14 protein-coding genes are annotated in these 20,166 nt (G+C 69.7%); 6 read left to right on the forward strand and 8 right to left on the reverse strand.

Going from position 1 to position 20,166, the window contains the following annotated elements; genetic code table 11:
• The first annotated feature begins 9 nt into the window (after positions 1–9).
• Complete coding sequence (locus ACIRPU_RS15505; RefSeq protein ID WP_020128315.1) at positions 10–681, forward strand: response regulator transcription factor; 672 nt, start codon at positions 10–12, stop codon at positions 679–681.
• A gap of 82 nt (positions 682–763) precedes the next feature.
• On the opposite strand, the gene ACIRPU_RS15510 is transcribed toward ACIRPU_RS15505, so the two are convergent.
• The 4 genes from ACIRPU_RS15510 to metH form a co-directional block, all read right to left on the reverse strand.
• The gene (locus ACIRPU_RS15510) at positions 764–2,347 is read right to left on the reverse strand and encodes an ABC transporter substrate-binding protein (protein ID WP_403866833.1); all 1,584 of its coding nucleotides are present in this window, start codon (positions 2,345–2,347) and stop codon (positions 764–766) included.
• Positions 2,348–2,413: 66 nt separating this feature from the next.
• Positions 2,414–4,021, reverse strand: a complete 1,608-nt coding sequence (locus ACIRPU_RS15515) for an ABC transporter substrate-binding protein (RefSeq protein WP_403866837.1) — start codon at positions 4,019–4,021, stop codon at positions 2,414–2,416.
• A gap of 476 nt (positions 4,022–4,497) precedes the next feature.
• The gene (locus ACIRPU_RS15520; protein ID WP_403866840.1) at positions 4,498–5,196 is read right to left on the reverse strand and encodes an HAD family hydrolase; all 699 of its coding nucleotides are present in this window, start codon (positions 5,194–5,196) and stop codon (positions 4,498–4,500) included.
• A 113-nt stretch (positions 5,197–5,309) separates the two neighbouring features.
• Positions 5,310–8,831 (reverse strand): methionine synthase, encoded by a 3,522-nt coding sequence (metH, locus tag ACIRPU_RS15525; protein WP_403866843.1) that lies wholly within the window; start codon positions 8,829–8,831, stop codon positions 5,310–5,312.
• A 395-nt stretch (positions 8,832–9,226) separates the two neighbouring features.
• Between metH and ACIRPU_RS15530 the strand changes: the two genes are divergently transcribed.
• The 5 genes from ACIRPU_RS15530 to ACIRPU_RS15550 all read left to right on the forward strand — a co-directional run bounded on the left by ACIRPU_RS15530 (position 9,227) and on the right by ACIRPU_RS15550 (position 15,216).
• Complete coding sequence (locus tag ACIRPU_RS15530) at positions 9,227–9,991, forward strand: IclR family transcriptional regulator (RefSeq protein WP_355705085.1); 765 nt, start codon at positions 9,227–9,229, stop codon at positions 9,989–9,991.
• A gap of 425 nt (positions 9,992–10,416) precedes the next feature.
• A complete protein-coding gene (locus ACIRPU_RS15535) occupies positions 10,417–11,211 on the forward strand; it encodes an MIP/aquaporin family protein (RefSeq protein WP_355705084.1) in 795 nt (264 codons plus the stop codon).
• Positions 11,212–11,285: 74 nt separating this feature from the next.
• Positions 11,286–12,824, forward strand: coding sequence for a glycerol kinase GlpK (gene glpK, locus ACIRPU_RS15540; protein ID WP_355705083.1), 1,539 nt, complete (start codon positions 11,286–11,288; stop codon positions 12,822–12,824).
• Positions 12,825–12,833: 9 nt separating this feature from the next.
• Positions 12,834–14,450: a glycerol-3-phosphate dehydrogenase/oxidase gene (locus ACIRPU_RS15545; protein ID WP_355705082.1), complete on the forward strand. Its 1,617-nt coding sequence runs from the start codon at positions 12,834–12,836 to the stop codon at positions 14,448–14,450.
• A 202-nt stretch (positions 14,451–14,652) separates the two neighbouring features.
• Positions 14,653–15,216 (forward strand): SMI1/KNR4 family protein, encoded by a 564-nt coding sequence (locus tag ACIRPU_RS15550; protein ID WP_403866848.1) that lies wholly within the window; start codon positions 14,653–14,655, stop codon positions 15,214–15,216.
• Between the two features lie 19 nt (positions 15,217–15,235).
• Here the strand turns inward: ACIRPU_RS15550 and mtnK are convergent, their stop codons facing one another.
• Genes mtnK through ACIRPU_RS15570 form a run of 4 tightly spaced genes read right to left on the reverse strand, consistent with a single transcriptional unit; the run spans position 15,236 to position 20,144 of the window.
• Entirely contained in the window at positions 15,236–16,408 is a 1,173-nt protein-coding gene (gene mtnK, locus ACIRPU_RS15555) for an S-methyl-5-thioribose kinase (protein WP_403866850.1), read from the reverse strand.
• Between the two features lie 14 nt (positions 16,409–16,422).
• Positions 16,423–17,469: an ABC transporter permease gene (locus ACIRPU_RS15560; RefSeq protein WP_403866853.1), complete on the reverse strand. Its 1,047-nt coding sequence runs from the start codon at positions 17,467–17,469 to the stop codon at positions 16,423–16,425.
• A gap of 37 nt (positions 17,470–17,506) precedes the next feature.
• On the reverse strand, positions 17,507–19,060 hold the full coding sequence (locus ACIRPU_RS15565; protein WP_403866856.1) for a sugar ABC transporter ATP-binding protein: 1,554 nt from the start codon (positions 19,058–19,060) through the stop codon (positions 17,507–17,509).
• Complete coding sequence (locus ACIRPU_RS15570; RefSeq protein WP_403866859.1) at positions 19,047–20,144, reverse strand: substrate-binding domain-containing protein; 1,098 nt, start codon at positions 20,142–20,144, stop codon at positions 19,047–19,049. Before ACIRPU_RS15570 ends, ACIRPU_RS15565 begins: the two co-directional genes overlap by 14 nt.
• Positions 20,145–20,166: the final 22 nt, after the last annotated feature.

The raw sequence follows: 20,166 nt of genomic DNA on the forward strand, positions 1-20,166 counted from the left end.
GAGACATACGTGGCCATCCGCGTCCTACTCGTCGACGACCAGCCGCTGCTGCGTACCGGCTTCCGGATGATCCTGGAGGCCGAGCAGGATCTCGCGGTCGTCGGCGAGGCCGGAGACGGCCTCCAGGCTCTCGACCAGGTGCGGGCGTTGCAGCCCGATGTGGTGCTGATGGACATCCGCATGCCGCGGATGGACGGGGTGGAGGCGACCCGGCAGATCACCGGGCCGGGGCGGGACGGGCCGGCGAAGGTGCTGGTGCTGACCACCTTCGACCTCGACGAGTACGTGGTGGAGGCGCTGCGGGCCGGGGCGAGCGGGTTCCTGCTGAAGGACGCGCCCGCCAACGAACTGGTCCAGGCGATCCGGGTGGTGGCCTCGGGCGAGGCCATGCTGGCGCCGAGCATCACGCGTCGGCTGCTCGACAAGTACGCCACGCATCTGCCGTCGGGCGACGAGCCGGTGCCGGACACGCTGCACACGCTGACCGACCGTGAGGTGGAGGTGTTGAAGCTGGTGGCGCGCGGGCTGTCGAACGCCGAGATCGCCGCCGACCTCTTCGTCAGCGAGACCACCGTGAAGACGCACGTGGGTCATGTGCTGAACAAACTGGGCCTGCGCGACCGGGTGCAGGCCGCGGTGTACGCGTACGAGAGCGGTCTGGTGCGTCCCGGCGCGCAGTAGCACTGGAGATACCGGAGGAAACAGGAAGGCGCCCCCTGGTCAGGGGGCGCCTTCCTGCGTGTGGCGGGTGACTGTCGGGTCGTCAGCTCTTGCTGAGTTCCCAGAAGCGGAACACCGTGGAGGCGTCCAGGCAGTTCTCCAGGCCGTAGACGTTCTCGCCGACGACCGCGTACTGCTTGGCCTGCCAGAGGGGCAGGACCGGCACTTGCTCGGCGACGATGTTCTGCAGCTCGGCGTAGTCCGCGTCGGTGGCGGTGCGGTCGCTCTGCGCGGCGGTGCGCGGGAGGAGCGTGCCGGTGATGGCGGCGTCGGCGAAGTTGTTGCTCAGCACGTTGCCCTTGCCGAAGAAGGGCGACGTGAAGTTGTCGGCGTCCGGGTAGTCGGGCACCCAGCCCTTGACGTAGACGCCGTACTTGCCGTCGACGACGTCCTTCTCGTACTGGCCGTAGGCGACGGACCGGACGTCGGCGTCGAACAGGCCGCTGGCGTTGAGCTGGGCCGCGATCGCCTTCAGTTCCTGGTCGGTGGCCGGGCCGTAGCGGGTCGGGGTGGACCAGAGGGTGAGCTTCACCTTGTCGGTGATGCCCTCGTCGGCGAGCGCGGCGGCGGCCGCGGCCCGGGACGGGCGGGCGCCGTAGCGGTCGAAGAAGGCGGTGTTGTGGCCCGCGATTCCGGCCGGGACGATCGAGTAGAGGGGGTCGGCGGTGCCCTCGTAGACGTCCTTGATCAGGGCTTCGCGGTCGATCAGGTGGGCGATGGCCTGGCGGACGCCGAGCTTTCCGGCGACCGGGTCGTCCATGTTGAAGACGAGGTGCTGGACCTCGGCGCTGCTGCCCTCGACGACCTCGGCGCCCCCGTCGGCGGTGCTCTGCTGGATGTCGGAGACGTCGGCGGCGGTGAGGCCCCGGTAGGCGATGTCGATCTCGTTCGCGAGCAGGGCCTGCTTGAGGGCCTTCTGGTCGCCGCCGAAGAACTTCAGGGTGACGCCGGTGTTGTCGGGATCGCCTGCGCTGCCCCGGTAGTTGTCGTTGACGGAGAAGACGGCCTGGTCGTCGCCGAAGGAGTCCAGCTTGTAGGGGCCGGAGCCGACGGCGGCGCCGTCCTCGCGCAGGCCGTCGGCGTCGTACTCCTCGTGGTCGACGATGGAGCCGGCGCCCGAGGCGATCTTGCTGGGGAAGGTGGCGTCGGGCGCCTTGAGCCGGAAGACGACCGTCTTGGCGTCGGGTGTCTCGACCTTGTCGAGCAGGGGGAACATGATCGCCGGGCCGGCTTCGTCGTCGATCTTCAGCATGCGGTCGAAGGAGAACTTGACGTCCTCGGAGGTGAGCGCGTCGCCGTTGCTGAACCGCAGGCCGTCCTTCAGCGTGCACGTGTAGACCTGGGTCCGCGTGTCGGTGAAGGAGCACTCCCGGGCCGCGTCCGGCTCGGGTTCCGTACCGCCCTTGGGGAAGCTCAGCAGTGACTGGAAGACGTTGTTGAACAACAGCCAGGAGCCCGGGTCGTAGCCGGAGGCGGGGTCCGTGGCCAGTACGTCGTCGGACATCCCCAGGACCACGGAGGAGGCGTCACCCCCGGAGCCCCCGCTCTGGGTGCCGCAGCCGGTCAACAGGCCGGAGGCCAGTCCCGCCACGATCGGCAGGACTGGCCACTGGTTACGCATGTTCACAAAATGCCTTGTCGTTGTTTCTCTGCACACCGGGGCCGTGGTGGCCGGCCCCGGAGGGGGGGTGCGTCAGTTGCTCGCGCCGTTGCCGAGCTCCCACAGCTGAAGGGTCGCGGAGGAGTTCAGCACGTAGGCCGTGCCGGTGACGTCGTTGTTGGCGGCGACGTACTGCTTGCCCTGCCACAGCGGCAGGATCGGGACGTCCCGGGCGACGATGTCCTGGATCTTCGTCAGGTTCTTCGCGGCGCTGAGGCGGTCGGCCTCGCGGCGGGACGCCGGGATCAGGGTGTCGATGATGTCCGTGTTGGAGTACGGGGACTTGAGGAAGTTGTCCTTGTCGAGGAACGGGGCGACGAAGTTGTCGGCATCGGGGAAGTCGGGGAACCAACCCATGCCGTACACCGCGTACTCGCCCTTGCGCTCGGCCGGGACGAACGCGTCCCAGGCCGTTCCCTTGATGGTGACGTCGAACAGGCCGCTGTCGTTGAGCTGCTTCTGCAGCACCTCGAACTCCTGCTTGGTGGCCGGACCGTAGTGGTCGGTCGTGTAGTTCAGCGTCAGCTTCACCGGGGCGCTGATGTCCGCGTCCTCCAGCAGGCTCTTGGCCTTGCTGACGTTCGGGTCGCCGTAGGTGTTGAAGAACGAGTTGGAGTGACCCGTGAGGGTGGCCGGGACCAACGAGTAGAGGGGCTCGGCCTGGGAGCCGTACACCTCGGAGACGAGCTCGCTGCGGTTGATGACCTGGGCCATCGCCTGGCGCACGGCCTTGGACTTGACCGACGGGTCGGTGGTGTCGAAGGCCAGGTAGCGGATCTCGAGGCCGTTCAGCTCGACGAGGCCGATGTCCCCGGCCGCGGAGGACTCCGAGAGCTTCTGGATCTGCTCCGGCGACATGGTGCGGGTCATGAGGTCGATGTCGCCCTTTTCGAGGGCGGTGCCCATGGCGTCGGCGTCCTCGTAGGAGACCATGTCGACCTGGTCGTTGTTCACCTTCAGCGTCCCCTTGTAGTTGGGGTTCTTGGTGAACACGGCCTTGGTCATCTCGTCGCCGTCGGTCTCGGCCTTGAGGGTGTAGGGGCCCGAGCCGTCGATCGAGAAGCCGTCGCGCAGCTTGTCCTTCTCGTAGTCGTCGGGATTGACGATGCCGGCGACCGGAGTCGACAACTTGAAGGGGAAAGTGGCGTCGGCGGTCTTGAGATGGAAGATGACTTCGTTGTCACCCTGCGTCTCGATGGTGTCGATCGTCGAGAGCAGGGCGAACACGCCGGAGTCGGCCTTGATGGCGCGGGCGCGCTCGATGGAGAACTTGACGTCCTCGGCGGTGACCGCGTCGCCGTTGGCGAACTTGAGGCCGCTGCGCAGCTTGCAGGCGTAGCGCTCGTTGCCGGTGTCGGTGAAGCCGCAGCTCTGGGCCGCCTCCGGGACGGGTTCGCCCTCGCCCTTGGGCTGGATCATCAGGGTCTGCACGGTCTGGCGCAGAATGTTCCAGGTGCCCACGTCGTAGGAGTACGCCGGGTCGAGCGGCGCCGGGGCGTCCTTGGTGACGGAGAACCGGTCGGTGGTGCCCATGACGATGGCGTCCCCACTGCCGCTACCGCCGTCGGACCCGCCGCAGGCGGCGAGTACGGGCGCGAGCAGACTGACCACGGCCGGCAGCACCAAAGTCTTGCGGTTCATGCTCGAGTTTCTCCAGAGCTGTCGAGTCCGTGTACCCGGCATGCAGGGGTGTCGCGGCGGATCACGGGTTAGGGCGAGGTTCTCGCGATGAGATTAGTCCGCACCAGCACGAGGGTTCGCAGCCAGCGGAGTTGAAACCCCATCACGCTGCGAAACCGGCCGCGGACGCACTGAACAACCCTCAGCGGAAGGATTCGTACAGCCGCCCATCAATCGGGACACAAAGACGCGCCGAAGCCCAGTTCATCAGGGCGTCATGCATACGGACAGTCAACTGTCGACCCCCGCACGGGTGGGGAACGTCACACGCAGTACGGGGTTCGGGTGGGGTGGAATTCAGCCGTCACCGGGACCTGCCGTAGATCGGAATTCCACCGCGCGCACACCCGCCGAATTCCTTGTTATCGGCGGTGCACGCTGGGTGAACTCCTATCGCATTTCCGTCATCGGCCGATCACCAATGATCGCGGTGCCGATCATCGGAGCGGCATCAGGTCGCGCAGGAATGCCAGGTCGACCTGTTCCAGCGAGGAGACGACGGTGCGCCTGCGGGACGGCGCGATCGGCGCCACGGAGGGCACCGCGACCACGTGACAGCCCGCCGCCTCGGCCGAGGCGACCCCGGTCGCGGTGTCCTCGATGACGGCGCACCTGGCGGGGTCCACGCCCAGTCCGGCGGCCGCGAACAGGTAGGGGTCGGGGTACGGCTTGGTCCGCGGGACCTCGTCGCCGGCCACGCTCAGGCGGAAGTTCTCGGCGCCGAGCGAGGTCAGGACCCGGTCGATGATGCGCCGGTGGGAGGCGGAGACGAGGGCCGTGGGCACCTCGTGCTCGGCCAGCTCGGCGAGCAGCCGCGCGGCGCCCGGCATCAGGGGCAGCGCGCGGATGATGCGGTCCTCGAACCCCTCGTTGAGCAGGACGGTGAGTGCGGCGAGGTCGATGTCGGCCCCGGTCGCCTCGATCAGGAACCCGGCGCTGCGGCTCATCGGGCCGCCGACCACGACATGGCGCCATGAGTCGTCGAGGGTGTGGCCCAGGCCGGCGAAGATCTCGACCTCGACGTCCCACCAGAAACCCTCGGTGTCCACCAGGGTGCCGTCCATGTCGAGCAGCACGGCCTGCAGGGCGGAGCCCTCGGCCGTACGGGTTACTGGCGCGGGAACCGTACTGGTCATCCACATACCTCCTTGAGGGACGAGCAGGCCGGTTCCCGTTGTGGGGAACCGGCCTTCAGTGGACCGACAAGTGTACGACTTATCCGATCAGTGTGCTCAGTGGCACGCCCGAGTCACCGTGCGTTGAAGTACTTCGCCTCGGGATGGTGGATCACGATGGCGTCCGTGGACTGTTCGGGGTGGAGCTGGAACTCCTCCGACAGGTGGACGCCGATCCGCTCGGGCCGGAGCAGCTCGGCGATCTTGGCGCGGTCCTCCAGGTCGGGGCAGGCGCCGTAGCCGAGGGAGAAGCGGGCGCCGCGGTACTTCAGGGCGAACATGTCCTCGACGTCGGCCGGGTCCTCGCCCGCGAAGCCGAGTTCGGCACGCACGCGCGCGTGCCAGTACTCGGCGAGGGCCTCGGCGAGCTGCACGGACAGGCCGTGCAGCTCGAGGTAGTCGCGGTAGGCGTTCGAGCCGAAGAGCCTCGCGGTCTCCTCGCCGATGCGCGAGCCGACCGTGACGATCTGGAAGCCGACGACGTCCGTCTCCCCCGACTCCTCCGGGCGGAAGAAGTCGGCCAGGCACAGGCGGCGGCCGCGGCGCTGGCGGGGGAAGGTGAAGCGGGTCCGCTCGTTGCCCTGCTCGTCCAGGATGATCAGGTCGTCGTCCTTGGACACACAGGGGAAGTAGCCGTAGACGACGGCCGCTTCGAGGAGGTTGTCGGTCTGGAGCTTGTCCAGCAGGCCGCGCAGCCGCGGCCGGCCCTCGGTCTCGACGAGCTCCTCGTAGGTCGGTCCGTCGCCGGCGCGGGCCTGCTTCAGACCCCACTGGCCCTTGAACAGGGCGCCTTCGTCGAGCCAGGAGGCGTACTCCTTGAGCTGGATGCCCTTGATGACACGGGTGCCGTCGAACGGCGGCTTCGGGACGGGGTTGTCGGTGGCGACGTCGGAACGGACGTGGCCCTCCTCCGGGCGTTCCTCGGTCTCGACGGCCGCGGCGGCGCTCGGGCGGACCCGGCGCTGCTTCAGCTCCGGCAGCGCGGCCCCGGGCACCCCGCGCTTGACGCCGATCAGGGCGTCCATCAGGCGCAGGCCCTCGAAGGCGTCCCGGGCGTAGCGGACCTCGCCCTGGTAGATCTCGTGCAGGTCCTGTTCGACGTAGGCCCTGGTCAGGGCGGCGCCACCGAGGATGACGGGGTAGTCGGCCGCCATCTTGCGCTGGTTGAGCTCCTCCAGGTTCTCCTTCATGATCACCGTGGACTTCACCAGCAGACCCGACATGCCGATCACGTCGGCCCGGTGCTCCTGGGCGGCTTCCAGGATCGCGGAGACCGGCTGCTTGATGCCGAGGTTGACGACGTTGTAGCCGTTGTTGGACAGGATGATGTCGACGAGGTTCTTGCCGATGTCGTGGACGTCGCCGCGCACGGTGGCCAGCACGATGGTGCCCTTGCCCTCGGCGTCCGACTTCTCCATGTGCGGTTCGAGGTAGGCGACCGCGGTCTTCATGACCTCGGCGGACTGGAGCACGAACGGCAGTTGCATCTGGCCGGAACCGAACAGTTCGCCGACCACCTTCATGCCGTCCAGGAGCGTCGCGTTGACGATGTCGAGGGCGGGGCGGGTCTGGAGGGCCTCGGCGAGGTCGGCGTCCAGGCCGTTCTTCTCGCCGTCGATGATCCGGCGCTTGAGCCGCTCGTCCAGGGGCAGCGCGGCCAGTTCCTCGGCCTTGCCGGCCTTGAGGGACTTGGTGGTGGCGCCCTCGAACAGCGCCATCAGCTTCTGGAGGGGGTCGTAGCCCTCGCGGCGGCGGTCGTAGACCAGGTCGAGGGCGGTGGTCACCTCCTCCTCGGTGAAGCGGGCGATGGGCAGGATCTTCGACGCGTGGACGATCGCCGAGTCCAGGCCCGCCTTCACGCACTCGTCGAGGAAGACCGAGTTGAGCAGGATGCGCGCGGCCGGGTTGAGGCCGAACGAGATGTTCGACAGGCCCAGCGTGGTCTGCACGTCGGGGTGGCGGCGCTTGAGCTCGCGGATCGCCCCGATGGTGGCGACGCCGTCTCCCCGGGACTCCTCCTGGCCGGTGCAGATGGTGAAGGTCAGGGTGTCGATGAGGATGTCCGACTCCTGGATGCCCCAGTTCGTCGTCAGGTCCTCGATGAGCCGTTCGGCGATGGCGACCTTCGTCTCGACGGTCCGGGCCTGGCCCTCCTCGTCGATGGTCAGCGCGATCAGCGCGGCGCCGTGTTCCCGGGCCAGCTCGGTGACCTTGGCGAAGCGGGACTCGGGGCCGTCGCCGTCCTCGTAGTTCACGGAGTTGATGACCGCGCGGCCGCCGAGCCGCTCCAGGCCCGCCCGGATGACCGGGACCTCGGTGGAGTCCAGGACGATCGGCAGCGTGGAGGCGGTGGCGAACCGGCCGGCCAGCTCGTCCATGTCGGCGACGCCGTCGCGGCCCACGTAGTCGACGCACAGGTCGAGCATGTGCGCGCCCTCGCGGATCTGGTCCCGGGCCATCTCCACACAGTCGTCCCAGCGGCCTTCCAGCATGGCCTCGCGGAACTTCTTCGAGCCGTTGGCGTTGGTGCGCTCGCCGATCGCCATGTACGCGGTGTCCTGGCGGAACGGCACGGTCTGGTAGAGCGAGGCGGCGCCGGGCTCGGGCCGCGGCTGCCGTTCGGCGGGCGAGGCGCCCCGGACCCGCTCCACGAGTTGCCGCAGATGCTCGGGCGTCGTGCCGCAGCAGCCGCCGACCAGGTTCAGCCCGTAGTCGCGTACGAAGGTGTCCTGGGCGTCGGCCAGGCCTTCGGCGTCGAGCGGGAAGTGGGCGCCGTCCTTGGTGAGGATCGGCAGACCGGCGTTGGGCATGCACAGCAGCGGGGTGCGGGAGTGGCGGGCCAGATAGCGCAGGTGCTCGCTCATCTCGGCCGGGCCCGTCGAGCAGTTCAGGCCGATCATGTCGATGCCGAGGGGCTCGAGGGCGGTCAGGGCCGCGCCGATCTCCGAGCCGAGCAGCATCGTGCCGGTCGTCTCGAACGCCATCGAGACCAGCAGCGGCACGTCGAAGCCGGTCGCCTCCATCGCGCGCTTGGCGCCCAGGATCGACGACTTCGTCTGGAGGAGGTCCTGCGTCGTCTCGACGATCAGGGCGTCCGCGCCACCGGCGAGCAGGCCCTCCGCGTTGGCCTGGAAGCCGTCGCGCAGGGTGCCGTAGCCGATGTGGCCGAGCGTGGGCAGTTTGGTGCCGGGGCCGATCGAGCCCAGCACCCAGCGCGTGCGTCCGTCGCGTCCGGCGAATGCGTCGGCCGTCTCACGGGCGATACGGGCGCCCGCCTCGGACAGCTCGAACACCCGCTCGGAGATGTCGTACTCGGCCATGGCCGAGTGGTTTGCGCCGAACGTGTTGGTCTCGACGCAGTCCACACCCGCGTCGAAGTACTCCTCGTGCACGGAGCGGACGATGTCCGGCCGGGTGATGTTGAGGATCTCGTTGCAGCCCTCGAGGTTCTCGAAGTCGTCGAGGGTGGGCTCCTGGGCCTGGAGCATGGTGCCCATCGCTCCGTCGGCCACCACCACACGGGTGGCCAGGGCCTCTCGGAGCGCGGACACACGGGTCCGGCTGTCGGCGGAAGGGGTCGGCGGCACAGAGGCCATGAAAGGGCTCCCTCAGATGCGACGGCTGTCGGCTTTGCGTCACCTCGGAATGCGGGCAGGAAGGCTTCCCGAGACGAGCGCACGCCGTCAGGGTAGCCGGGACGGAGGCCTTATGGTCAGGGGCGTCCACGGGACGGACGGGTGTGGCGGCCTTTCCCGGGGCGGCCACGAGCCGGGCTGGAGCCGGGCACGAGCGGAGCGCCACCGGAACACGAGCGGAGCGCCACCGGAACACGAGCGTGCGACGGCCGCGTCACTGCGTGGAGGCGAATGGCGTAACACGTATCGACCGAACATTAGCGAGAGGTCGACATGGACCGGTAGTGTTCGACATTGCCGAACGACGGCACTTGATGCCGCGCGTTGACGGTCGAGGGGACGGAGGCAGGACGGCGATGGCACGGAACATCCAGTCGGTCGAACGTGCGGCCGCGATGCTGCGGCTGCTCGCCGGCGGCGAGCGGCGACTGGGCCTGTCGGACATCGCCTCGTCCACAGGCCTGGCCAAGGCCACCGCCCACGGCATCCTGCGCACCCTCCAGCACGAGGGCTTCGTCGAGCAGGACGACGCCTCCGGGCGCTACCAGCTGGGCGCGGAGCTGCTGCGCCTGGGCACCACCTATCTGGACGTGCACGAGCTACGCGCGCGTGCCCTCGTGTGGACGGACGACCTGGCCCGGTCCAGCGGCGAGAGCGTCCACCTGGGGGTGCTGCACCAGCAGGGCGTACTGATCGTGCACCACGTGTTCCGGCCCGACGACAGCCGACAGGTGCTGGAGATCGGGGCCATGCAGCCGCTGCACTCCACCGCCCTGGGCAAGGTCCTCTCCGCCTACGACCCGGTCGCGCACAGTGAGGTCCTGGAGGCCGAGCGCAAGCCGTTCACGGACCGCACGGTGTGCGAACCGGAGGCCTTCGAGCGGGTCCTCGACCTGACCCGCGCGCGGGGGTACGCGGCCGACGTCGAGGAGACCTGGGAGGGCGTCGCCTCCATCGCCGCGCCCATCCACGACCGGCGGCGCATGCCCGTGGGCGCGGTCGGCATCACCGGCGCGGTGGAGCGGCTGGGCCGGGACGGCGAGGTGCGCCCCGAGCTGATCGCCGCGGTGCGGGACTGCGCCCGCGCGGTCTCGCGCGACCTGGGCGCCGGGCGTTTCTGAGCGGCCCCGCTCGACGCACCGTCGGCGCACGGCTCGACCCGCCGCCGACCCCTCGCTCCTGAGAAGCACGTAAGAGCAGGCCGGGACGTCCTTCGACGTTCCGGCCCTTGACGTTCCGGCCTTTGCCATACGCCGCAATAGCCGCCCGAACTGGGCAAACAGGGCGAGAGCATGCGCACCGACGCGAAGATCGATAACTCGTGGCGATCAATAACGATCGCGCTTTCGAGAACAACACTCTTGACGCACACGTAACACCGGGGCAAGACTCCCGTCCACCGGTCGACATTGTCGAACACCTAACGGCAATACGCGCTAGAGTGTGACAACGCCAAAGGCCGGCATCGCTCTCACCCCCGAGGGCGCTCGAACCCCCGGCGGGACCCGGGGTTCGGCTTCCTGGACGAAGGACAAAGGAGTCGCGGGTGTCCAGCTCCGACATCTTCATCGGCGAGACCATCGGTACCGCCATACTCATCCTGCTGGGCGGTGGCGTCTGCGCCGCCGTCACGCTGAAGGCCTCCAAGGCCCGTAACGCCGGCTGGCTCGCCATCACCTTCGGGTGGGGTTTCGCCGTTCTGACGGCTGTCTACACCTCGGCGCCCCTCTCGGGCGCCCATCTCAACCCGGCGGTCACGCTCGCACTCGCGATCAAGGACGACGACTGGAGCAACGTTCCGGTCTACTGGGCCGGGCAGCTGCTCGGTGCCGCCATCGGCGCCACCCTGGTCTGGGTCGCCTACTACGGCCAGTTCCACGCGCACCTCACCGACAAGGAGATCGTCGGCGAGCCGGACGCGGAGGCCGCGAAGGCCAAGTCCGTCGAGGCGCGCGAACAGGGCGCCGGCCCGGTCCTGGGCGTCTTCTCCACCGGCCCGGAGATCCGGGTCGTCTGGCAGAACCTCGCCACGGAGATCATCGGCACCATCGTGCTCGTCCTCGCCGTGCTCACGCAGGGCCTGAACGACAAGGGCAACGGCCTGGGCAACCTGGGCGCGCTGATCACCGCGCTGGTGGTCGTCTCGATCGGTCTGTCCCTCGGCGGCCCGACCGGCTACGCGATCAACCCGGCCCGTGACCTCGGTCCGCGCATCGTGCACGCCCTCCTGCCCCTGCCCAACAAGGGCGGCTCCGACTGGAGCTACGCCTGGATCCCGGTGGTCGGTCCGCTGATCGGCGGCGCGATCGCTGCGGGTATCTACAACGTCGCTTTTGCTTAAGAGCACCAGCCACACCGCGTAGTCATCAGCGCCGTACAGACAGCCCCCTCACCACGGAACCCCAGGAGCACACCGTGACCGACGCGCACACCGCCGGCCCCTTCATCGCCGCCATCGACCAGGGCACCACCTCCTCGCGCTGCATCGTCTTCGACCGGGACGGCCGTATCGTCTCCGTCGACCAGAAGGAGCACGAGCAGATCTTCCCGAAGCCGGGCTGGGTCGAGCACGACGCCAACGAGATCTGGACCAACGTCGAGGAGGTCGTCGCCTCCGCCATCGCGAAGGCCGGCATCACCCGCGACGACATCAAGGCCATCGGCATCACCAACCAGCGCGAGACGACGCTGCTGTGGGACAAGAACACCGGTCAGCCCGTCCACAACGCCATCGTCTGGCAGGACACCCGCACCGACGCGCTCTGCAAGGAGCTCGGCCGCAACGTCGGCCAGGACCGCTTCCGCCGCGAGACGGGCCTCCCCCTGGCCTCGTACTTCGCCGGTCCGAAGGCGCGCTGGCTGCTCGACAACGTCGAGGGTCTGCGCGAGCGTGCCGAGGCGGGCGACATCCTCTTCGGCACCATGGACAGCTGGGTCATCTGGAACCTGACGGGCGGTGTGAACGGCGGCCGGCACGTCACCGACGTCACCAACGCCTCCCGCACCATGCTGATGAACCTGCACACCATGGAGTGGGACGACAAGATCGCCGAGTCCATCGGCGTCCCGCTGGCGATGCTCCCCGAGATCCGCTCCTCCGCCGAGGTGTACGGCGAGATCACCGGCGGCAAGCTCGGCGACCTGCTCGGCGGCATCCCGGTCGCCTCGGCGCTCGGTGACCAGCAGGCGGCCCTGTTCGGCCAGACCTGTTTCGCCGAGGGCGAGGCCAAGTCCACGTACGGCACCGGCACGTTCCTGCTGATGAACACCGGCGAGAAGCCGGTCAACTCCTACAACGGCCTGCTCACCACGGTCGGTTACCGCATCGGCGAGCAGAAGGCGGTCTACGCCCTCGAAGGGTCGATCGCCGTCACCGGTTCGCTGGTGCAGTGGATGCGCGACCAGATGGGCCTGATCTCCACCGCCGCCGAGATCGAGACCCTCGCGCTCTCGGTCGAGGACAACGGCGGCGCCTACTTCGTGCCGGCCTTCTCCGGTCTGTTCGCCCCGTACTGGCGCTCCGACGCCCGCGGTGTGATCGCCGGCCTCACCCGGTACGTCACCAAGGCGCACCTCGCGCGCGCCGTTCTGGAGGCCACGGCCTGGCAGACCCGTGAGATCACCGACGCCATGACGAAGGACTCCGGCGTCGAGCTCGCGGCGATCAAGGTCGACGGCGGCATGACCTCCAACAACCTGCTGATGCAGACGCTCTCGGACTTCGTGGACGCCCCCGTGGTGCGCCCGATGGTCGCCGAGACGACCTGCCTCGGCGCCGCCTACGCCGCCGGTCTCGCCGTCGGCTTCTGGACGAGCACCGACGATCTGCGCGCCAACTGGCGCCGGGCCGCCGAGTGGACCCCCCGCATGGACGCGGAGACCCGCGACCGTGAGTACAAGAGCTGGCTCAAGGCCGTCGAGCGGACCATGGGCTGGCTCGAGGACGAGGAGTAAGAACCCCACATGACCAGTCAGACCACCCTGAAGTCCGTGCCTGCCCTGGGGACGCACCCGGCGTCCGGCTCCAACCCGAGCCGTGCCGAGACCCGGGAACAGCTCTCCAAGGCGTCGTTCGACCTTCTCGTCATCGGCGGCGGCATCCTGGGCATCTCCACCGCCTGGCACGCCGCACAGTCCGGGCTCAGGGTGGCTCTGGTCGACGCCGGCGACTTCGCCGGCGCCACCTCCTCCGCCTCCTCCAAGCTTCTCCACGGCGGTCTGCGCTACCTGCAGACCGGCGCGGTGAAGCTGGTGGCGGAGAACCACTTCGAGCGCCGTGCGGTCTCCCGCCAGGTGGCCCCCCACCTGGCGAACCCGCTCACGTTCTACCTCCCCGTGTACAAGGGCGGGCCGCACGGCGCGGCGAAGCTCGGGGCGGGCGTCTTCGCCTACTCCGCACTGTCGGCGTTCGGCGACGGCGTCGGTCACCTCCTGTCCCCGGCCAAGGCCGCGCAGGACGTGCCCGAACTGCGCACCGACAACCTCAAGGCCGTGGCCGTGTACGGCGACGACCAGATGAACGACGCGCGCATGGCGCTGATGACGGTCCGCGCGGCCGTCGAGGCGGGCGCCGTCGTCCTCAACCACGCCGAGGTCTCCGGGCTGCGCTTCACCAAGGGCCGGGTCACGGGCGCCGAACTGCGCGACCGGCTCTCCGGTGACGAGTTCGGCGTGAGCGCCCGGCTGGTGCTGAACGCGACCGGCCCGTGGGTCGACCACCTGCGCAAGATGGAGGACCCGAACGCGGCTCCGTCCATCCGCCTCTCCAAGGGCGCCCACCTGGTCCTCAAGCGCACCGCCCCCTGGAAGGCCGCGCTCGCGACCCCCATCGACAAGTACCGCATCACCTTCGCCCTCCCCTGGGAGGACATGCTGCTGCTCGGCACCACCGACGAGGAGTTCGAGGGCGACCCGGCGGACGTCTCGGTCACCGAGAAGGACACCGCCCAGATACTCGACGAGGCCGCGTTCTCCATCCGCGACCAGCAGCTGGACCGGGACCTGATCACGTACGCCTTCGCGGGCCTGCGGGTGCTGCCGGGCGGTCCCGGCAGCACGGCGAAGGCCAAGCGCGAGACCGTGGTGACCGAGGGGAGGGGCGGCATGCTGTCCGTCGCCGGCGGCAAGTGGACGACCTTCCGGCACATCGGCCGTACGGTCATGCAGAAGCTGGAGGCGCTGCCCGGCCACCCGCTGGGCGACGACTTCGAGCCGATCTCCTCGCTGCCGAAGAAGCTGCCGCTGCCCGGCGTCGCCAACCCGCGCGCGGTCGCCCACCGTCTGCTGGTCGACAATCCGGCGCCCGGCCCGCGCATGGCGGCCGACACCGCCCGGCACCTGGCGACCCACTACGGCTCGCTGGCCTTCGACATCGCCCGGCTGGCCAACGACAACCCCGAGCTGGGCGAGCGCGTCCACCCGGAGGCCCCCGAGATCTGGGCGCAGGTCGTCTACGCCCGCGACAACGAGTGGGCTCAGACGGCGGACGACGTGCTGCGCCGCCGTACGACGCTGACGATCCGCGGCCTCGCCACGGACGACGTCCGCGGCAAGGTCCAGGACCTGCTCGACAAGAAGTAGGTCCGGCTCACCCGGAGAAGAGACCCTCCGGAAGATCCTCCGCCGGCCCGCTCCCCTGACCCGGGCCGGCGTCGGGGACGGCCCCTCCGTACCGGGGCCGGAACAGGAAGGGGCGGCTCCACCCCTATGGAGCCGCCCCTTCCGCATGCCCGTTCGCCCTCGCGGCGGTCGGGTTGTCAGTGCCGGGTGCTTTCCTGGGGACATGGACATCGATCAGGCGGATCCCGCCGAACTGGCGGCCCTGCGGAAGGCCTTCGCCGTGGACGACGGCGGGGAGTCGGCGCTCGGCTGGGAGGCCGTGCGCGCCTTCGAGACGGAGCACGGGGTGGTGCTGCCGGAGCCGTACCGCACGTTCGTGGCGGAGGTGGCCGACGGGTCGTTCCAGGGGCCGCCGGAGTACGGCCTCGTGGGGCTGGCCGAGTTGCCCTCGGACTGGGGCGACGACGAGGCGCGCCGGGACCTGGCCAAGCCGTTCCCGCTCACGCGGCAGTGGCTGTGGGAGGAGGACGCCCCCCATGAGGACGACGACCCCGAGGCGGTCGTGGAGCAGGTGCTCAACCACGGTTCCGTCGTGCTGGGGACGGACGGCTGCGCGATGAACTGGCACCTCGTCGTCACCGGCCCCCACCGGGGGCGGATATGGCTGGTGACCGACGTGGGTGCCCTGCCGTTCGACGCGGAGTCCGGGCGCACGACCTGCGCGCCCGGCTTCGCGGGCTGGGTGGCGCACTGGGCGGCGGGCAAGGAGTGGTTCGACGTCGAGTGAGCGGCCGTCCCCGGGCCGGTCAGCCCAGCGACTCCACGAGCGCCCGTACCGCGTCGACGTCCGTCAGTTCCTCGCGTCGCACGATCAGTTCGCGGCCCAGGAGCAGGGACCGCCGGGACGCGGGTACCGGGTCCGGCAGGGTCGTCAGGTCGGTCAGGTGGGCGAAGCCGATGATGCGGCGGACGATCTCCGTGCCGGCGTAGCCGACGGAGTCGGTCCAGACGCGGCGCAGGAAGCGGTCGAGATAGGCGTCGTCGAAGAAGGCGTCGACGCGGGTCGGCCACAGACGGCGGAACTCGGCCTCGAACGCCTCCCAGGTCAGGCGGAGTTGGTCGGTGTGGTCGGCCAGGACGCCGAGGGCGCGGGCCCGTTCCTCGGAGACCAGCACGTTGGCCCAGTACAGGCCGAGGTCGTAGCCGATGGGCCCGACGAAGGAGAACTCGGGGTCGAAGACCCGGACGACGGGCGCGCCTTCGCGGGTGCCGACCATGACGCTGCCGGTGTGCAGGTCACCGTGCAGGAGGGCCTGGGCGCTGGTCATGAAGGTGTGGCGGAGGTCGGCGACCTCGGTGCGCAGCCGGCTGTCGGCACGGAAGGCGGCCGCCAGGTCGTCGAGGCCGGGGTGCCAGTGGTTGTGTTCGTGCTCGACGTACGGCTCGGACAGCACGACGTCCTCGGTGATCTTGCACAGCTCCGGGCTGACGGAGGCCGCGATCAGCGCCTTGCGTTCGGCGGACGGCATGCCGAAGTCGCTGGTGGCGAAGGCGAACTGGGCGACGAACTCGCCGATCCTCGCCGAGATGTGCGGGCCGTAGGCCGCGCCCTCGTTGAGCAGCGTGCGCAGCACCTCGAGGTCGGACATGTCCTCCATGACGAGGGCGTAGTTCTCGGGGTCGTAGCCGTGCACCACCGGGATCTTGTCGGGGGCGACCTTGGCGACCTGCTCGTAGGCGCGGGCCTCGGCGTCGGCGCGGTCGGGGTTCATCGGCCAGGAGGGGCCGGCGACGCGGACCCAGGGCAGAGCCTGCTTGACGGCCAGGCTGCGGGTGCCGTCGGCGGAGGAGGCCAGGAACACCCGGTTCATGTTGCCGTCCGACACCTCCCGGACCCGGATGTCCGCGAGGTCCTCCCAGTGGCCCCGCTCGCCCAGGTAGGCGGGGATGTCGTCGGTCTCCAGGATGCGGTAGCCCATGGTCGTGAACTCCCTTATGCGGTGCGGCGCTTGGACAGGGTGAAGCTGAAGACCAGGGCGAGGATCAGCACCGCGCCCTCGACGACGTCCTGCGTGTAGTACGGCAGACCCTTGATGGTCAGGCCGGTGGTGATGATGCCGATGAGCACCGCGCCGAGGGCGGTGCCCCAGACGTTCGGCCGGCCGCGGCCCAGGACGGAGGTGCCGACGAGTGCCACCGCCACCGCCTCCAGCAGCTGGGAGGTGCCGGCCGACACATCGCCCTGGCCGATCCTGGACGCCAGGATGAGGCCGCCCACCGAGGCGAGCACGCCGGAGATGACGTAGGCCAGGGAGCGGTAGGCGCCGACGCGGATGCCGGCCAGCCGGGCGGCCTCGGGGTTGGCGCCGATGGCGTACAGGACGCGGCCCCAGCGGGTGCGGGCGAGGAAGACCCAGGCGGCGATCGTCAGACCGCCGAAGATCAGCACGGAGATCGGGATGCCGAGGACCGTGCCGCGGTCGATCTTCAGGAAGCCGTCGGTGAACCTGCCGGGCGCGGTGGACCCGTCGGACATCGTCATGCCGGGAGTGATCGACTGGCCGTCGACGAGGATCAGCTTGCTGCCCTGGATGACGAACATCGTGCCGAGCGTGGCGAGCATGTCGGGGATCTTCAGTACGACGATCAGCAGGGCGTTGAGCAGGCCGGCGAGCGCGCCCGCCACCAGGACCGCGAGGATCGCGACCGTGCCGACCTGGTTGAAGACGACCATCGTCTGCGCGGCGACGGAGACGCCCAGTCCGGCGACGGCGCCGACGGACATGTCCATCCCGCCGACGGCCATGGTGAGGGTGACGCCGAGCCCGAGGATCGCGGCGACGGAGACGTACCGCAGGGTGTCGAGCAGGGTGGCCGACTCGCGGAAGGAGCCCTCGCTCAGCGCGAAGTACAGGAACAGCACGACCGTCACGAAGATGAAGCCGTACTTGATCACGGCGTTCTGGACGCGCACCGCCGTGCTGGTCGCCGGCCGGATCGCCGCCTTGGTGGGGACCTCGGTGCTCTGGGTGGTGGTCATGGGGTGCTTCCTGGGCCTTCGTGGGGGCGGGCCGGCATCAGACGGACGCCGAGATGGTCTGGATCACGCGGTCGCGTTCCGCGTCTTCGCCGTACGCGTCGAGATGGACCTCACCGGCCGCGAGGACGACGACCCGGTCGGCCACCTCCAGGACCTCGTCGACGTCGGCGGACAGGACGAGGACGGCCGCGCCCTCGGCGGCGAGGGCGCGGGCCCGGCGGCCGATGTCGCGCCGGGCGCCGATGTCCACGCCTCGGAACGGCTCGTCCAGGATGAGGACACGCGGCGTGTGGGCCAGCCAGCGGCCGACGACGACCTTCTGCTGGTTGCCGCCGGACAGTTCCTCGACGGTGCTGTGCTCGTCGCGGGTGACGACACCGAGGGCGTCGATCGTCTCGCGGCCCAGGGCGTCCTCCTTCGCCCCGTTCATGAGGCCTGCCCGGGAGAAGGACTTCAGGAACGGCAGCGAGATGTTGCGCGCGACCGACCAGCCGGGCACCAGGGCGTCGGCGTGCCGGTCCTCGGGAACGAGGTGGACGCCGGCGCGGATGGCGTCGGAGGGGCGGCGGGGCGCGTAGGCCGTACCGTCCAGTTGCACGGCGCCGGTGGTGAAGGGCTCCGCGCCGAACAGGCCGCGGGCCAGCTCGGTCTTGCCCGCGCCCAGCAGGCCCACGACGCCGGTGACCTCGCCGGAGCGCAGGTCGAGGTCGAGGGGGTCTCGGCCTTCGAAGAGCCGCACACCGCGCAGCGAGAGGGCGACCGCCCCTTCGGCTCCTTCCCTGGCGGGCCGCGTGCTCGTCGCCTCGTGGGCCTGCCGGGCCGGCCCGTGTCGCAGCATCGCGCGCAGGGCCGCGTCCCAGTCGAAGGGCTTGGTCTGGTCCTCGGTCAGGAGACCGTCGCGCAGTACGACCAGCCGGTCGGCGAGCGCGTCGATCTCGCCGAGCCGGTGGGAGACGTAGAGCACGGCGATGCCGTCCTCGCGCATCCTGCCGACGAGCGCGAACAGCCGCTGCGCCTCGGCGGCGGAGAGGGCTGAGGTCGGCTCGTCGAGGATGAGCAGCCGGGGGCGGGTGGCCAGCGCGCGGGCCAGGATCAGCAACTGCCGGTCGGAGATGCCGAGTTCGCCGACGTCCTGTTTGAGCACCGGGTCGCGCCAGTCCAGGCCGAGGCCGGCCTGGATCTCGCGGGCGCGGGCGAGCGTGCTCCGGCCGCTCAGGAACGGGTTGCCGCGTTTCTGCGCGAGCTCCTCGAAGACCAGGTTCTCGGCGACCGTGAGGCCGGGCACGATGCCCTCGCCGATCCGCTGGTGCACCGTCTGGATGCCCAGCTGACGGGCGGCCAGCGGAGAGGCGAGGGCGACCGGTGTGCCGTCGACGCGCACCTCGCCGCCGTGGTCCGTGTGGACGCCGGAGAGGATCTTGATCAGCGTGGACTTGCCGGCGCCGTTCGCGCCGAGCAGCGCGACGACGCTGCCCGGTGCGATGTCGAGGGTGACGGAGGCGAGCACCGTCTTGCCGCCGAAGGCCATGCTGACGTCGGTGAGACCGATCGCCGGGACGGCCTGCGAAGGGCCGGCCTCAGTGGGCGACATTCGAGATCCAGTCCGCGGTGGAGACCTGCGACAGGTTCAGCGCGGGCAGCGCCTCCCGCAGCTGGTCCATGTTCGCGATCTTCTTCTCGCGCAGGAAGTCCTGCGTGATGGCGACGGCCGGGAACTCGACGGAGGTCTTGTTCAACTGACCGGCCAGCTCCAGCGCGGTGGTGCGCACGACGGCCGCGCCGACCGCGGACGGGTCGGTGCCCGCCGTGGCGACCCAGGGGCTGTCGGCGGCGGTCATCTGCTGGATGTCGGCGTTGGAGACGTCGGCGCCGAAGACCTTCACCTTGTCCTGGAGCTTCTTGTTCTGCACGGCGAGCACGGTGCCCTTGGCCAGCTCGTCGTAGGGCGCGAAGACGCCGGCCACGTCGGAGTGCTGGGTGAGCGCGGCGGAGACGAGGGGAACGTTGTCGGTGGCCGTGGAGTCGGTGACCTTGCCGACCTTGAACTGCTGCTTCCAGGCCTGCGAGGTCACCGTCGACTTCCAGACGCTGTCGCGCTTGTCGAGGGCCGCGTAGCCGGCGACGTTGACGTAGCCGACCTTGGCGTTCTTGCCGACCTCCTTGGCCATCACGTCGAGGACGGCCTGGGCCATGCTCGCGTCGTCCTGCTTGGTGGAGACGACACCCTCGGTGGCGGTCTCGACGTCGTAGACGACGACCTTGATGCCCTTCTTCACGGCCTTGTCGATCTCCGGCTGGATGGTCGCCGGGAAGCCGTGGTCGATGATGATCGCCTTCGCCCCGGAGTTGATCGCCGAGGACAGGTCGGTGGCCTGCTTGGCGTTGTCGGCCTGGGCGTCGTACACGGTCAGGCCGATGCCGAGCGCCTTGGCCTGGGCCTTCGCGCCGTTGCCCCACTGCTCGAAGTAGTCGCCGGCGCCGCTCTGCCGGACCAGGGCCACCTTGACCGCCCCCGCGCTGAAGGGGGCGGGCTTCTTGCCGGTGGCGGCGGAGGCCGAGGCAGCGGCGTTGCCGGTGTCCTTCGAGGCGTCCGTGGACTGCGCGCAGCCGGAGAGGACGAGAGCGGAGACGGAGGCCAGCGAGAGCGCGGCGAGAGGCAGACGGACACGGGACATGAGGGGCTCCAGGTGCGGGGTG

Source organism: Streptomyces sp. NPDC102259 (assembly GCF_044766465.1).
In the GTDB taxonomy this organism is placed as follows: domain Bacteria; phylum Actinomycetota; class Actinomycetes; order Streptomycetales; family Streptomycetaceae; genus Streptomyces.